General features: G+C 72.3%; 12 protein-coding genes. 2 read left to right on the top strand and 10 right to left on the bottom strand.

The window, feature by feature from the left end; translation table 11 throughout:
• Positions 1-132: 132 nt before the first annotated feature.
• The 4 genes from ACTVZO_RS29175 to proS all read right to left on the bottom strand — a co-directional run bounded on the left by ACTVZO_RS29175 (position 133) and on the right by proS (position 3,286).
• Positions 133-372 carry an RNA-binding protein gene (locus ACTVZO_RS29175; protein ID WP_007266827.1) on the bottom strand — a complete coding sequence of 80 codons (240 nt, stop codon included), beginning with the start codon at positions 370-372 and terminating at the stop codon, positions 133-135.
• Positions 373-374: 2 nt separating this feature from the next.
• Positions 375-812 (bottom strand): 30S ribosomal protein S16, encoded by a 438-nt coding sequence (gene rpsP, locus ACTVZO_RS29170; protein ID WP_443301155.1) that lies wholly within the window; start codon positions 810-812, stop codon positions 375-377.
• A 249-nt stretch (positions 813-1,061) separates the two neighbouring features.
• Positions 1,062-1,658 carry a hypothetical protein gene (locus ACTVZO_RS29165; protein WP_384225004.1) on the bottom strand — a complete coding sequence of 199 codons (597 nt, stop codon included), beginning with the start codon at positions 1,656-1,658 and terminating at the stop codon, positions 1,062-1,064.
• 215 nt (positions 1,659-1,873) lie between these two features.
• Positions 1,874-3,286, bottom strand: a complete 1,413-nt coding sequence (proS, locus tag ACTVZO_RS29160; RefSeq protein WP_443301154.1) for a proline--tRNA ligase — start codon at positions 3,284-3,286, stop codon at positions 1,874-1,876.
• A 131-nt stretch (positions 3,287-3,417) separates the two neighbouring features.
• Between proS and ACTVZO_RS29155 the strand changes: the two genes are divergently transcribed.
• Entirely contained in the window at positions 3,418-4,203 is a 786-nt protein-coding gene (locus ACTVZO_RS29155) for a methyltransferase type 11 (RefSeq protein WP_443301153.1), read from the top strand.
• A 10-nt stretch (positions 4,204-4,213) separates the two neighbouring features.
• Here the strand turns inward: ACTVZO_RS29155 and ftsH are convergent, their stop codons facing one another.
• The 6 genes from ftsH to nsdA form a co-directional block, all read right to left on the bottom strand.
• The gene (ftsH, locus tag ACTVZO_RS29150) at positions 4,214-6,154 is read right to left on the bottom strand and encodes an ATP-dependent zinc metalloprotease FtsH (protein WP_443301152.1); all 1,941 of its coding nucleotides are present in this window, start codon (positions 6,152-6,154) and stop codon (positions 4,214-4,216) included.
• A 129-nt stretch (positions 6,155-6,283) separates the two neighbouring features.
• Complete coding sequence (gene ffh / locus ACTVZO_RS29145; RefSeq protein ID WP_443301151.1) at positions 6,284-7,858, bottom strand: signal recognition particle protein; 1,575 nt, start codon at positions 7,856-7,858, stop codon at positions 6,284-6,286.
• A 128-nt stretch (positions 7,859-7,986) separates the two neighbouring features.
• Entirely contained in the window at positions 7,987-10,413 is a 2,427-nt protein-coding gene (locus tag ACTVZO_RS29140) for a [protein-PII] uridylyltransferase (protein ID WP_443301150.1), read from the bottom strand.
• 17 nt (positions 10,414-10,430) lie between these two features.
• On the bottom strand, positions 10,431-10,769 hold the full coding sequence (locus ACTVZO_RS29135) for a P-II family nitrogen regulator (RefSeq protein WP_443301149.1): 339 nt from the start codon (positions 10,767-10,769) through the stop codon (positions 10,431-10,433).
• The gene (locus ACTVZO_RS29130) at positions 10,766-12,115 is read right to left on the bottom strand and encodes an ammonium transporter (protein ID WP_443301148.1); all 1,350 of its coding nucleotides are present in this window, start codon (positions 12,113-12,115) and stop codon (positions 10,766-10,768) included. The genes ACTVZO_RS29135 and ACTVZO_RS29130 overlap by 4 nt, the downstream gene beginning before the upstream one ends.
• 316 nt (positions 12,116-12,431) lie before the next feature.
• On the bottom strand, positions 12,432-13,931 hold the full coding sequence (gene nsdA / locus ACTVZO_RS29125; protein ID WP_443301147.1) for a transcriptional repressor NsdA: 1,500 nt from the start codon (positions 13,929-13,931) through the stop codon (positions 12,432-12,434).
• Between the two features lie 364 nt (positions 13,932-14,295).
• On the opposite strand from nsdA, the gene ACTVZO_RS29120 reads away from it, so the two are divergent.
• Positions 14,296-14,964, top strand: coding sequence for a bifunctional DNA primase/polymerase (locus ACTVZO_RS29120; protein ID WP_443301146.1), 669 nt, complete (start codon positions 14,296-14,298; stop codon positions 14,962-14,964).
• The last annotated feature ends 42 nt before the right edge of the window (positions 14,965-15,006 follow it).

The following is a 15,006-nucleotide window of genomic DNA, read 5'->3' as shown; positions in this document are numbered from 1 at the left end:
CGCCGCTCGCGCGGAGGTGGTACCTCTCCGTCGTGGCTTCTCGGTCCATGGTGGCTCTGCCCGCGGGCAGAAACGACTCGGGCCGGGGTGGGCACGAATGCCCTCCCCGGCCCGTGCCGGTGATTCAACTTCTCAGCGGACCTGGTCCACGTCGACGAGGTCGACGCGGATCCCCCGGCCGCCGATGGCGCCCACGACGGTACGCAGAGCACGTGCGGTGCGGCCGTTGCGGCCGATCACCTTCCCGAGGTCGTCCGGGTGGACCCGGACCTCGAGCACCTGTCCGCGCCGCAGGTTGCGCGAGGCGACCTGCACATCGTCGGGGTTGTCCACAATGCCCTTCACGAGGTGCTCAAGAGCCTCCTCGAGCATGCTCAGGCCTCGGTCGACTCGGCGGTGGCCTCAGCCTCGTCCGCCTTCTTGTCGGCCTTCTTCGCCTTCTGCGTGATGGCCTCGCCCTTGGCGTCGCCACCCTCGAGGGCCTTGGCGAACTCGTCGAAGGACCGACGCTTGTCTTCCTTCGTCGCCGGCTGGAGCAGCGGCGCGGGGGCGGGAAGGCCCTTGTGGGCCTGCCAGTCACCGGTCAGCTTCAGGATGGCGAGCACAGCCTCGGTGGGCTGGGCGCCGACGGACAGCCAGTACTGCGCACGCTCGGCGTTGACCTCGATGCGCGACGGGTTGTAGGTCGGGTGGTAGATACCGATCTCCTCGATCGCGCGACCATCCCGGCGGGTGCGGGCGTCGGCGACGACGATGCGGTAGTGCGGCTGGCGAATCTTGCCGAGGCGCTTGAGCTTGATCTTGACTGCCACTGGAGTGGTGTCTCCTGAACTTGACGTGGTTGGGCACATGAGATGCCACGTGGGGTTGCGGTACTCGGGTGCCCGATGGACGCGTCAGCCGGAGGAGAGAGGGGTCCTATGCGACTGTCGAGTACAGCTAGCCATTGTGCCATACGCCTGCGGTGCTTCCGAGCGGGGTGATCCGGCCGTCGCCGCGGGCGGGCCCGCACCCCTCGCCCCGCGGGCGCGGCCCCGCCGCCCGGTCCGGCGGCGGGGGCGTCAGGAGGCCGCTGCCACCGCCACCTCGGGGATGCGGAAGGGCTTCATGCAGCCGCCGCAGACGATGGGGGCCTGGGCGAGTACGGAAGGGACCACGCGGACGTTGCGGCCGCAGTCGCAGACCGCCTTGACGCGGACGCCGCCGCCGGAGGAGCCGTGCCGGGCGGCCGGTCCGCGGAAGCTGCGCTTGGTGTCGGCGGCCGTGGCGGCCGTGTGCGCCTTCAGGGCGCGCTGAAGCCGCTCGATGGTGGGCCGGTAGCGCCGCTTCGCCTCGGGATTGAGCGCGACCAGTGAGAAGCCGCTGCTCGCGTGGGGCTCCTCGGAGTGGTCAAGCCCCATCTCCTCGGCGATCGCGAGGAATCTGCGGTTGTGGTAGCGGCCGGCGCGCGAGGTGTCACGGACACCGCGGGCGGCGGCGATGCCGTGGACTGCCTCGTGCAGCAGTCGCTCGAAGGAGAGCTCGGCGCCACAGGCGGACGAGGACTCTCCGATCAGGGACTCGGGCGCGGCAAGGTCAGGCAGCTCGGGGTGGTACCGCTGAATGTCGGCCCACGCCTGCGCCAGCTCTGCGGCGAGAACAGGTGGTGTCGTGCTCACGTCGTGACAACGAGCCGGGGTGCCCCGGTGTTCCGATTCCGGGCCATTCCAAATTTTTTGCACGTACCAGTCAGTTCAGTCTGATGCGTCCCGACGAGGACGGGTGCGCCGATCTCAGGAGGAGTCGGTACGTAACGACGAGTACGCCCCGGCACGCGGCGTGGGCCGCGCGCCGGGGCGCACCAGCGGAGTCAGTCGATCAGTCGATCAGTCGATCAGTACGAGCGTGCGACGATCGCGAGGGTACCGGGAGCGTCGTCCGCCTCCGGAACCGACCCGTCCTCGGCGATCAGGCAGCGCACGGAGACGGCCTGCTCGGCGAGCTTGGCCTCGCCCTCCGGGCCCAGGTCCGCCCACGGGATGCGCGCCCAGCCGCCGGCGATGGCGGCCTCGGCGGCCTCCCCGATGGTCGAGACGTCCGAGGTACGGGCCACACGGCGCTCGCGGGACTCGCGCAGCAGCTGCGCCTGGTCCTCGTCCAGCACCTTGGGCAGCAGGTCGGCGAGCGCGTCGATCTGCACCGGGGTCCTCCCGCCCGGGATGCGGCGGGCCAGCATCGCGGTGCCGGCCTCCAGGTCGCGGGGGCCGATCTCGATGCGGACCGGTACGCCCTTGAGCTCCCAGTCCACGGCGCGGCGGCCGAAGGGGGTGTCCACGCGGTCGTCGACCTGCACGCGCAGGCCGGCGGCCTTCAGCTGGGCGCCCAGCTCGCGGACCTTCGCCACGGCCTCGTCGCCCTTGATCGCCATGACGACGACCTGGACGTGGGCCAGGCGCGGCGGAACGCGCAGGCCGTTGTCGTCTCCGTGGGACATGATCAGGCCGCCGACCATGCGGGTCGAAACGCCCCACGAGGTCTGCCAGACGAGCTCCTGCTTGCCTTCCTTCGACAGGTACTGCGTGTTGAAGGCCTTGGCGAAGTTGGTGCCGAGCTCGTGGCTCGTGCCCAGCTGGAGGGCCTTGCCGTCGCCCATCATGCCCTCGAGCGTGAGGGTGTTGATGGCGCCGGCGAAGCGCTCCTTGGCGGTCTTGCGGCCGAGCACGACGTCGATGCCGAGCACGTTCGTCATGAAGTCGCCGTAGACGTCCGTGTGGATGCGGGCGGCGTAGTCGCGGGCGTCCTCGTAGGTGGCGTGGGCGGTGTGGCCCTCCTGCCAGAGGAACTCGCTCGTACGGAGGAACACGCGCGGGCGCATCTCCCAGCGGACCACGTTGGCCCACTGGTTGATCAGCAGCGGCAGGTCGCGGTAGCTCTGGACCCACTTGGAGAAGTAGTCGTTGATGATCGTCTCGGAGGTGGGCCGGACCACGACCGGCTCTTCCAGCTCCTTGCCGCCGCCGTGCGTGACGACCGCGAGCTCGGGGGCGAAGCCCTCGACGTGCTCGGCTTCCTTCGTCAGGTACGACTGCGGGATGAACAGCGGGAAGTACGCGTTCTGGGCGCCCGCGTCCTTGATCCGCGCGTCCATCTCCTGCTGCATCCGCTCCCACAGGCCGTAGCCGTACGGTCGGATGACCATGGTGCCGCGGACCGGACCGTTGTCGGCCAGCTCGGCCTTGTTGATCAGATCCTGGTACCAGCGGGGGAAATCCTCCGCCTGCGGGGTGAGAACGGGTGCCTTTGCCATGGCGCGAATGGTACGGCGCCCGGCGCGCCGAGCGTGAATCGGGTGGCTCGTTCCTCTGGACGCGGAGGCCGATGGGGAGTTCTCTGTCAACGGGGGCAAGGGGGCGACATGGAATCAGGAGCGCTCTTTCGATGACACCGACGCCGACCGCGACGCTCGTCGCCCGGGACTGGGCCGAGATCCAGGAACGGATGCTGGTACCGCTGTACGAGGCGGTCTACGACCGGCTGGAGGTCGGGCCGGGAGACCGGCTGCTGGGCCTCGGCTGCGGGGCCGGGCTGCCCCTGCTGCTCGCGGCCGGGCGGGGAGCCGCGGCCACCGGCGTGGAGGCGGATCCGGCCCGGCGGGCGCTGGCCCGCGAACGGCTCCTGGAGGTCCTCGCCGCTCCGCCGTCCGCCCCGCCGGCCGCGTCGGCGGACGGCCCGTACGACGCGCTGCTGGCCTTCTCGCCCGACCCGCTGGCGCTGGCGCGGGCGCTGCCCGCGGTCCGGCGCGGCGGGGCGGTGGTGCTGGCCGACTGGGGCCCGGCGGAGCGGTGCACCGTGCCCGCGGTGCTGGGCGGCGGTCCCGCGCCGCGGGACCTGGACGCGCTCGTGGAGCGGGCCGGGCTGCGCCCGGACGGGTCGGGGCGGGTGTTCTGCCCGTTCGGCTACGCGGACGTGGACAGCGCGGTGCGCGGGCTGCTGTCGACGGGGCTGTACCCCGTCGCGGGCACCGGCTCCGCCGGGGCCGGAGGCGCCGGAGCCGGAGGCGCCGGAGCCGGAGGCGGCGGAGCCGATGACGCCGCGCCGTTCGGGATGGCCGATCCGGCGCTGGCCGAGAAGGAACTGGCCGTCGCCCTTCACCCGTACGAGCGGCCCGACGGGGCCGTCTGGCTGCCGAACATCTTCCGGTATGTGATCGCCCGGGTGGCCTAGCCGTGACCGGTCAGCCGGCGTCGTGGCCCTTCGTCATACGGGTGATGCCGGCGGCGGCGTACGCGGCCGCCTCGTCCAGGGTCTCGCTGGCGAGCAGGGCCTCGGCCAGGGCGTCGAGTTTCGGGCGGTTCTCGCGCAGCAGGCGGCAGGCCTTGTCGTAGCACTCGTCGACGATCCGCCGCATCTCGTGGTCCACCGCGTCGAGGGTGGTGGGCGCTGCGGACAGGCCGTACGGGCTGCCGCCGTCGGACGGGATGGCGGTGAGCTTTCCGACGCGCTCGCTCATGCCCCAGCGGCCGACCATTCCGCGCACGATGTTGGTGACCTGTTCGAGGTCGTTCTCCGCACCCGTGGTGATCACGTCGTAGACCACGTGTTCGGCGGCCATGCCGCCGAGCGCGCCGATGATGCGGCCGCGCAGGTACGGCTCCGTGTAGGCGTACCGGTCGGCGTCCGGGGTCGAGAGGGTCACGCCGAGGGCGCGGCCGCGGGGCACGATGGTGATCTTGCGGACCGGGTCGGCGCCCGGCTGGAGCATGCCCAGGAGGGCGTGGCCGCTCTCGTGGTAGGCCGTGCGGCGGCGCTCCTCCAGCGGCATGACCAGGGACCGCTCCGCGCCGAGCTGGACCTTCTCCAGGGCGTCGGACAGGTCGGACTGGGTGACCTGGTCCTGTCGGCGCTTGACGGCCAGCAGCGCGGCCTCGTTGGCCAGGTTGGCCAGTTCGGCGCCGGTCATCCCGGGGGTGGTACGGGCCACCTGTTCGAGGTCGACGCCCGGGGCGAGCGGGATGTCGCGGGTGTGGATGCGCAGGATGGCCTCGCGGCCGCCCCGGTCGGGCGGGGAGACGACCACGGTGCGGTCGAAACGGCCGGGCCGGGTCAGGGCGGGGTCCAGGACGTCCGCGCGGTTGGTGGCGGCCAGTACGACCACCCCTTCCGAGCCCGAGAAGCCGTCCATCTCGGTGAGGATCTGGTTGAGGGTCTGTTCGCGCTCGTCGTGGCCGCCCATGGCCCCGCCGCCGCCGCGCACGCGCCCGATGGTGTCGATCTCGTCGATGAAGATGATCGCGGGGGCCACCTTGCGCGCCTCGGCGAAGAGTTCGCGGACGCGGGAGGCGCCGACCCCGACGATCATCTCGATGAACTCGGAGGCGGAGGCGGAGAAGAACGGCACCCCGGCCTCGCCCGCCACCGCCCGGGCGAGGAGGGTCTTGCCGGTGCCGGGCGGGCCGGACAGCAGGACGCCGCCGGGCATCCGGGCGCCCAGCTTCCGGTAGGCCTGCGGGTTCTTGAGGAAGTCGACGACGTCGTTGAGCTCGCCCTCGACCTCGTCGATGCCCGCCACGTCCTCGAAGGTGGTGCGCGGTGCGCCCGCCTCCAGTTCCACCGGCTTGGGCGGTGCCTTGCGGCCCAGCGCGCCCATGCCGCCGCCCATCGCCGCGCCCATCCGGCGGGCGATGAACACCCACAGCAGGACCAGGAGCAGGATCGGGGCGAGGGAGAGCAGCAGGTTGGCCAGGAAGCTGCGCTGCACCACGACCGGTGAGGCGGTCACGTTCACGTTCTGCTTGGTGAGGTTCGCCCACAGGTCGTCGTCGGCGAAGGCGGGGCGCTGGGTGACGAACTTGGTGTAGTCGCCCTTGTCCCCGTCGGGCATCGGCTGCTTGGCCTTCAGCTGGCCCTGAATCGCGTCGCCCTTGGAGTAGATCTTCGAGACGTTGCCGTTCGCGACCTGCTTGCTGAACTCCGTGTACGAGATCGTCGGCTCGTCCCCCTCGTTGAAGAAGGACAGCACCAGATTGGTGATCAGGTACACGATCAGGGCGGTGAGGATCAGCCCGCGCCAGCCGCCGGGCATCCGCTTCTTCGGCGGAGGCGCGGGCGGTGCGCCCTCGGAGCGCCAGGGCGTGTCGGCCCGGTCGCGGGGCGGTACGGGGGTGGGGGTGGGCACGGGGCGCCTCCTTCTGCCGTCCTCCCGGCAGACGATAAGCGACAAATCAACCCATTGCCCCTGCAGAAAGCGGAGGGCCCCGGCCGTGAGGTCACGACCGGGGCCCTCCGCTTCCCGCCTGCGCGGGTGCTACTTCATGAACTTCTTGAACTCGTCCGGAAGGTCGAATTCCTGACCCGGCTGACCGCCGCCCGCCGGAAGGCCGAACGGGTTGGCCCCGGGCGCGGACTCGACCGCCTGCGGGCCCTGCTCGCGGCGGGCCGCGGCCGCGGCCTCCTCTTCCCTGCGCTTCATCGGGTTGCCGCTCTTGCGCTTGCCCTTGGCCTGCTTGACCTGCTTCTTCTGCCGGCCGGGGCCGCCGCCCATCCCGGGGATGCCGGGCATGCCCGGCATGCCGCCGCCCTGGGCCATGCGGGACATCATCTTGCGGGCGTCGAAGAACCGCTCCACGAGCGACTTGACCGCACTGACCTCGGTGCCGGAGCCCTTGGCGATACGGGCCCGGCGCGAGCCGTTGATGATCGTCGGGTCCTGGCGCTCGGCCGGGGTCATCGACTTGATGATCGCGGCGGTGCGGTCCACGTCGCGCTCGTCGATGTTGTTGATCTGGTCCTTGATCTGCCCCATGCCGGGCAGCATGCCGAGCAGCTTGGAGATGGAGCCCATCTTGCGGACCTGCTCCATCTGGGCCAGGAAGTCGTCGAGCGTGAACTCCTTGGGGCCCTTCTGCAGCTTGGCCGCCATCTTCTCGGCTTCGGCCTGGCTGAAGGTCTTCTCGGCCTGCTCGATCAGGGTGAGCATGTCACCCATGTCGAGGATCCGGCCCGCCATGCGGTCCGGGTGGAAGGCGTCGAACTCGTCGAGCTTCTCGCCGTTCGAGGCGAACATGATCTGCTTGCCGGTGACGTGCGCGATGGAGAGCGCGGCCCCACCGCGGGCGTCGCCGTCGAGCTTGGACAGCACGACGCCGTCGAAGCCGACGCCGTCGCGGAAGGCCTCGGCGGTGTTGACCGCGTCCTGGCCGATCATGGCGTCGACGACGAAGAGGATCTCGTCGGGGCTGACGGCGTCGCGGATGTCCGCGGCCTGCTGCATCAGCTCCTGGTCGATGCCGAGGCGGCCGGCGGTGTCGACGATCACGATGTCGAACTGCTTGGTGCGCGCGTACTCGACGGAGTCCTTGGCCACCTGGACCGGGTCGCCGACGCCGTTGCCCGGCTGGGGCCCGTAGAACGCCACGCCCGCGCGGTCGGCGACGACGGAGAGCTGGTTGACGGCGTTGGGACGCTGGAGGTCGCACGCGACGAGGAGCGGGGTGTGGCCCTGCCCCTTGAGCCACAGGCCGAGCTTTCCGGCGAGGGTGGTCTTACCCGCACCCTGGAGACCGGCGAGCATGATCACGGTGGGGGCGGTCTTGGCGAAGCGCAGCCGCCGGGTCTCGCCGCCGAGGATCGTGACGAGCTCGTCGTTGACGATCTTGAGGACCTGCTGGCCCGGGTTCAGGGCCTTGCTGACCTCTTCGCCGCGCGCGCGTTCCTTGACGTTCGCGATGAAGGAGCGGACGACCGGGAGGGCGACGTCGGCCTCGAGGAGGGCGATACGGATTTCCCGGGCCGCTGCGTCGATGTCAGCCTCGGACAGCCGGCCTTTGCCGCGCAGGCCCTTGAAGGTATTCGCCAAGCGGTCGGAGAGCGTATCGAACACGGTGGTCGCGATTCCTCGGGTCGGGGGCGTTGTGGTCGTCCCCCAGGGTATCGGGCCGCGCCACACACTGAACCCTGCGGTCCGATCCCGGTGCCCCGGGACCGGACCGCGGGGGCTGCGACGGGGCGCTACGACAGTGCGGCCTGCACCGCCGCGGCCAGGGCGGCGGCGTCCCGGGGGGCCAGGGGTTTGCCGTCGCCGTCGGCCACGTACACGGTGTCCACCGCGTTGGCCCCCAGCGTCGAGACGTGCGCGCTGCGCACCCGTACGCCCGCCGACTCCAGCGCCCGGCCCACGCGGTGCAGCAGCCCCACCGCGTCCGGGGCCCGCACCTCCAGGACCGTGGCCAGCGAGGACACGTCCGGGACCACCGTGACCCGGGGCGGCGGCGGGACCACCCCGCGCCTGCGCGGGTATGCCGCCTCGCGGTCCGCCAGTTTCGACGGGACGTCCAGCGAGCCGTCCAGGGCCCGCACCAGGTCGGTGCGCAGCCTGGCCGCCTCGGGCAGCGCCCCGTACTCCGCCGCCACCCGCCACCGCAGCACCAGCACCTCGCCGAGCCGGTCCGGGAGTTCCACGGAGCGCAGGTCCGCCGCCCGTACGGTCAGCCGGTGCAGGGCCAGGACCCCGGCCACCGCCGGGAGCACCCCGGGCTGGTCGGGGACGGCCACGACCAGCTCCACGCCGACCGCGTCCGCCTCCTGGCGGGCGTGGAGCGCGAGCACCGGCTCCCCGGTGCGCAGGGCCTCCACGGCCAGGCGTTCCTGCTCGGTCGTCGGGATCTCCGGCTCGCGCACCTCCTGCGGCGTCCCCCGCAGGACCGCCGCGACCCGCGCGACGAGGTCCGCGACCAGCGATCCCCGCCAGGCGCTCCAGGCCGCCGGCCCGGTGGCCAGGGCGTCGGCCTCCGTCAGGGCGTGCAGTATCTCCAGCGTCCCCACCGACCCCACGGCCGCGGCGACCGAGCGGACGGTCGCCGGGTCGTCCAGGTCGCGCCGGGTCGCGGTGTCGATCAGCAGCAGGTGGTGGCGTACGAGCGCGCCCAGGACGGCGACGTCCTGCGCATCGAAGCCGACCCGGGCGGCGACGTCGCGGGCGATCGTCTCGCCCGCCACCGAGTGGTCCCCCGGCCAGCCCTTGCCGATGTCGTGCAGGAGGGCGGCCATCAGGAGCAGGTCGGGGCGGCCGACGCGGCGGGTGAGGGCCGAGGCGCGCACCGCCGTCTCGATCAGGTGCCGGTCCACGGTCCAGGTGTGGACGGGATTGCGCTGGGGACGGCAGCGGACCCGCTCCCAGTCGGGCAGCAGCCGCGTGACCAGCCCCTCCGCCTCCAGGGCCTCCCACACGGCCACCATCGGCTCCCCCGCGCCCAGCAGGGTCAGCAACTGTTCGCGGGCCTCCGCCGGCCACGGCACCGGCAGCGGTTTGCCCTGCGCGGCGAGCCTGCGCAGGGCGTGCAGCGATACGGGCAGCCCCGCCTGCGCCGCGGCCGCGGCGAGCCGCAGCGCCAGGACCGGATCGCGGTCGGGGCGCGCGGCCAGGGCCAGTACGGCCTCGCCGTCGGATTCCACGACCCCTTCCGCCAACGGTGCCCGCGGGGCCGCCGACGGGCCCCGGGTGCCGAGCAGGCCGCGCAGCCTCGGCCGGGCCGAGCGCGCCCGCAGCACCCGCCCGACCTCCCGCCAGGTCACGTCGCCGGCGTACGCGACGACCCGCGCGGCCTCGTACACCTCGCGGAGCAGCGCGTCCGCGTCCAGCAGCCCGAGCCGGGTCGCGACCTGGTCCTGTTCCTGGAGAGCGAGCCGGTCGGTGGCCCGGCCCGTGACCAGGTGCAGGGCGTCCCGGGCGTCGAGGAGCCGCCGCCGGGCCTCGGCGAGGCCCTCGCGCGGGGCGTCCGCCAGCCAGGACGCCGCCACCGCCCGCAGCGCGGTGGCGTCCCGGAGCCCGCCGCGGGCCTCCTTGAGGTCGGGTTCGAGCAGGAAGCGGAGCTCCCCGGCGCGCTCGGCCCGCTCCCGGCACAGGGCGTGCAGCTCGGGGAGGCGTCGGGCGGCCTGGTTGCGCCAGTCGGCCAGGACGGAGGTGCGCAGGCCCGCGAGCAGGCCCGCGTCCCCGGCGACCGGCCGGGCGTCCAGCAGTCCGAGGTGCACCTTGAGGTCCTCGGCGGCCGTCTTGCGGGCCTCGCCGGGTGTCCGTACGGAGTGGTCGAGGGCGAGGCCCAGGTCCCACACCGGATACCAGAGGCGGTCGGCCAGCGCGCCGAGCCGCCGCGGCTCGGCCTTGCCGTCGTGGAGCAGCACCAGGTCGAGGTCGCTGCGCGGGGAGAGCTCGCCCCGTCCGTAGCCGCCGACGGCCACCAGGGAGGCGCCGCGTACGCCGGTCTCCCGGACGGCGGTCGTGAACAGGGTGTTCAGCCAGTCGTCGGTCAGCCCGGCCAGGGCGGAACGCCGCGAAGGCCCGGACAGCGACTCCTCCTGGAGGAGTCGCAGCCGGGCCGCGGCATATCCGCTGGGTCCCGAGTCGGCCGTGTGGTCCGTGGTCTCTTCGGTGCTCGTCACCCAGGCGCTCCCGTCAGCTAGAGCGCGTCAGCGCCGCGCTCGCCGGTGCGGACCCGGACGACCGAGTCCACCGGGACGCTCCACACCTTGCCGTCGCCGATCTTGCCGGTGGCGGCGGCCCGCACGATGACGTCGATCACGTCGTCGGCGTCGGAGTCGTCGGTGAGCACCTCGATGCGGATCTTGGGTACGAGGTCCACGGTGTACTCGGCGCCGCGGTAGACCTCGGTGTGGCCGCGCTGGCGCCCGTAGCCGCTGGCCTCGGTGACGGTGAGCCCCTGGACCCCGAAGGCCTGGAGGGCTTCCTTGATCTCGTCCAGCTTGTGCGGCTTGACGACCGCGGTGATCAGCTTCATGCGTCAACCTTCTTGCTCGCGACGGCGGGGGCGGGGGCGGGTACGGCGGTGCTCCGGGAGGCGGCTCCGCCGCCCGCCCCACTGAAGTCGTATGCGGTCTCGGCGTGTTCGACCTGGTCGATGCCCGAGACCTCGTCGTCCTCGGCGACCCGCATCCCCATCGTCTTGTCGAGGAGGAAGGCGAGCAGCGCGGACGCCACGAGAGAGTAGGCGAGGACGGAGAAGACTCCGACGGCCTGCTTGCCCAGCTGCTCCAGCCCGCCGCCGTAGAAGAGGCCCGCGACGTCGGACTGGACCCCGCCGGTGGCGAAGAAGCCCACGAGCAGGGAGCCGGCGACACCGCCGACGAGGTGCACGCCGACGACGTCGAGGGAGTCGTCGAAGCCGAACTTGTACTTGAGGCCCACGGCCATGGCGCACAGCAGACCGGCGATCGCACCGACGGCGATCGCGCCGAGCGGGCTGACCGCACCGCCCGCGGGGGTGATGGCGACGAGGCCCGCGACCGCGCCGGAGGCGGCGCCGAGGGTGGTGAAGGAGCCGTGGCGCAGCTTCTCGTAGGCGAGCCAGGCGAGCATGGCGGCGGCGGTGGCGACCTGGGTGTTGACGAACATGACCGCGCCGACGCCGTCGTCGTTGCCGAGCCAGGAGCCCGCGTTGAAGCCGAACCAGCCGAACCACAGGAGACCGGCGCCGAGCATCACGAGCGGGAGGCTGTGCGGGCGCATCGGGTCCTTCTTGAAGCCGACGCGCTTGCCGATGACCAGGATCACGCCGAGGGCGGCGGCGCCGGCGTTGATGTGGACGGCGGTGCCGCCGGCGAAGTCGATGACGCCGAGCTCGAAGAGCCAGCCGCCCGCGCCCCAGACCCAGTGGGCGACGGGGAAGTAGACGACGGTCACCCACAGGGCGGTGAACAGGGCCCAGGCGCTGAACTTCACGCGGTCGGCGAGGGCGCCGCTGATCAGGGCGGGGGTGATGACGGCGAACATCAGCTGGAAGACGGCGAAGACGTAGACCGGGATGGTGTAGCCGTCCCACAGCTCGGTGATCCCGATGCCGCTGAGGCCCACGTAGTCGGAGTTCCAGCCGATGAGGGAGCCGGAGTCGGTGCCGAAGGCGAGGCTGAAGCCGTAGAGGACCCACAGGATCGTGACGATCCCGAGGCTGATGAAGCTCATCATCAGCATGTTGAGGCTGCTCTTGACGCGGACCATGCCTCCGTAGAAGAAGGCGAGTCCCGGGGTCATCAGCATGACCAGGGCGGAGCAGATGAGCATGAACCCGGTGTTCGCGGCAGACAGCGTCGGGGCGTCTGCCGCGAGGGTCGTGATGGCTGATGCCATCGGCGTCTCCTCGTCGTCGTACGTTCGCGTGCGGGCGATCGTGGGAACCTGAGCGGCGTCAAGGGGTCCGGCCTGGTGGGGGGCCGGCCCGGACTGGCCGGTTATTGGCCCTGAGATTCGCGCAGGCCGGTTTCCGGCGGCGCCGCAAGGTGTTTCGTGCCCGTGACGAAGAGGTCGGGCGTGTTACGCGTCCATGAACGGACGGCGGGTGTTCGGCCGGCCGCGGCAGTACCCGGATGTCCTGGCTGGGGGAGCCTGATCGGGCTTCACGGGGTGACTGCCGCGGCCGGGGCCTCGGGGGCGGCCGGGCGGGCCGTCAGACGGCCTCCGCGGCTTCGGGGAGCCGGGCGGCGAGGATGTCGGTGAGCCGGACCACCTCGGCGACGTCGCCGTACTCACGGGCCGCGGTGTCGACGGTCTTGCGGAGCCGGGTGTTCACCCGCTCGGACCGGACCTTTTGCGCCACGTCGAGGGCCCGGCCGGCGAGGACGGTGGCCTGCTCGGGCTCGCGCTGGAGCAGGTGGACGGTGGCCATGCCGATGAGGTTGAGGGCGTAGGAGCGCTGGTGCTCCTCGTCCTTCTCGAAGAGTTCGACGGCACGCTCCATGACGGGTTCGGCGAGGGAGGCGTACGTGGGGCTGCGCCCGGCGACGTAGGCCAGGTCGCGGTACGAGTGGGAGTTCTCGCCGTTCAGTTCCGCCTCGGAGAAGAAGCGGATCCAGTCGGGTTCCGGCTCGCCCCCGAAGCCGACGTCGCCGAAGGTGTCCTCTGCCATCCGCACGGCCCGCTTGCAGCGGCTGGGCTGCCCCATGTTGGCGTAGGCGCGGGCCTCCATCGCATACAGCATGGCCTGGGTGCGGGGGCCGGCGCAGTCGCGGCTGCCGTACTGCGCGAGGTGGATGAGCTCCAGGGCGTCCTCGGGGCGGCCCAGGTGGATCATCTGGCGGCTCATCCCGGACAGGATGTACGAGCCGAGCGGCTTGTCCCCGGCCTCCTTCGCGGCGTGCAGGGCCAGGACGAAGTACTTCTGCGCGGTGGGGTGCAGGCCGATGTCGTAGCTCATCCAGCCTGCCAGTTCGGCGAGTTCCGCGGCCACCTTGAAGAGCCGCTTCATGACGGGGGCCGGGTGGTTCTCCTGGAGCAGGTCGGTGACCTCGTGGAGCTGGCCGACCACGGCCTTGCGGCGCAGTCCGCCCCCGCACTGGGCGTCCCACTGGCGGAACATGACGGTGGTCGCGTCGAGGAGGTCGAGCTCCGGTTCGGAGAGCCGCGGCGGTCGGGGGCCGTGGAGGGGGCCCGCCGGCCCCGCCGCCCGCGGTCCCGGGTCGGCGGCCGGGGCCGGGACGAGCCAGCGCTGCATGGGCTCGATGAGGGCGGGGCCGGCGGAGAGGGCGAGCGAGGTCCCGAGGAAGCCGCGGCGGGCCAGCATCAGGTCGCTGCGGGAGAACTCGCCGAGCAGCTCGACGGTCTGCGGGCCGGCCCAGGGCAGGTCGACTCCGGAGACGGAGGGGGTCTGGTGGGCGGTGCGCAGGCCGAGCTGCTCGATGGCGACGACGGAGCCGAAACGCTCGGAGAAGAGCTCGGAGAGGATCCGCGGAACGGGCTCGCGGGGCTGTTCGCCGTCGAGCCAGCGGCGTACCCGGGAGGTGTCCGTGCTGATGTGGTGCGCGCCCATCTGGCGGGCCCGGCGGTTGACCTGGCGGGCGAGTTCGCCCTTCGACCAGCCGCTGCGCACGAACCACGACGTCAGCTGGACGTTGCGGTCGGCGGACTCCCCGGACTCCTCGCCCGTTCCGCTTGCGCCGTTGCCGCTCACTGGAACGCCCCCATCCGCTCAGCCTCTTCCACACGAACCCTGACGGGAACGGCAACCGTCGCCACGGACCTTCACGAGTCCTTCACGCATTGCCTCCGGCATACCCACGGATGGGTTTGCCTTCGGGGTTCGTGTACCGAAAGTAATCCTACGATCACCCCTGCGGCGAGGTCGATTCCAGAAACGCCACCATTCGCCACCCCTTCGAATGAACTCGCCACCGGCCAGGCGCGATTCACTTGACACCAAGGTGAAAAGGGATCGGTGGACAGGAGTGCGCTCGGGGCGCACGCGGCGAGGAGTGCGCCGGTCCCGCCGATGCCGTAACCACTGGAGCGTCCGACCCGTTGGAGGGGGCATGGGCATGGGCTTCACGATCGGCGGCAGCCGTGGCACCAGGGAGTTCCGCTCCGGTGCCCGGCGCCGCGGCCGGACCTCGGAGTGCACGGCGGTGGCGGAGTACACCGGGCTGTGGGGGTGGGACGTGGTCCCCGGCGCCCGCGCCGCGGCCCCCGCACGCGACTGCTCCTGCGGGGACGCGCACTGCGCCGCCCCCGGAGCGCATCCGCTCGACTTCGCCCCCACGGTCAAGGCCGGGGCCACCCTGGACGAGGTCACCGAGGCCTGGGGCGAGTACCCGGGTGCGGCGGTACTGCTCCCCGTGGGCCGCAGCTTCGACGTCATCGAGGTCTCCGCGGAGGCCGGCCGGCGCGCGCTGGTCCGGCTGGAGCGGATGGGCCTGCCGCTCGGCCCGGTCATCGAGACCCCGGACGGCAGGGCGCAGTTCTTCGTGGCCCCGGGCGCCGCGGCCGAACTGCCGCAGCTGCTGTACCGGATGGGTTGGGACGACGCCGATCTGGACCTGCGGGCCCTGGGCCACGGCTGCTACCTGACGGCCCCGCCCTCCGACCGGGCGGGGCTCGGCCAGGCCGGCTGGCTGCGCCCGCCCGCGCTCGACTCGGCCGGGGGCCCGCCGCAGGCCCGGCTGCTGCTCGGCACCCTCGCGTACATCTGCCACCGCTTCCGCCGGTAGTCCTCCCCCCACATGCGGGTGCCCCCGCGTTCCGGCCGGAAC

The organism is Streptomyces sp. IBSNAI002, from assembly GCF_052244475.1.
In the GTDB taxonomy this organism is placed as follows: domain Bacteria; phylum Actinomycetota; class Actinomycetes; order Streptomycetales; family Streptomycetaceae; genus Streptomyces.
The sequence above is the reverse complement of the archived record's forward strand: the minus strand, read 5'-3'. Positions and strand labels throughout refer to the sequence as shown.

Bases quoted from the DNA above. Each gene is read 5' to 3' on its own strand.
- ACTVZO_RS29155 (WP_443301153.1), top strand. From the start codon at position 3,418: ATGACACCGACGCCGACCGCGACGCTCGTCGCCCGGGACTGGGCCGAG.
- proS (WP_443301154.1), bottom strand. From the start codon at position 3,286: ATGGCAAAGGCACCCGTTCTCACCCCGCAGGCGGAGGATTTCCCCCGC.
- ACTVZO_RS29175 (WP_007266827.1), bottom strand. From the start codon at position 372: ATGCTCGAGGAGGCTCTTGAGCACCTCGTGAAGGGCATTGTGGACAAC.
- ACTVZO_RS29120 (WP_443301146.1), top strand. From the start codon at position 14,296: ATGGGCTTCACGATCGGCGGCAGCCGTGGCACCAGGGAGTTCCGCTCC.
- ACTVZO_RS29130 (WP_443301148.1), bottom strand. From the start codon at position 12,115: ATGGCATCAGCCATCACGACCCTCGCGGCAGACGCCCCGACGCTGTCT.
- ACTVZO_RS29135 (WP_443301149.1), bottom strand. From the start codon at position 10,769: ATGAAGCTGATCACCGCGGTCGTCAAGCCGCACAAGCTGGACGAGATC.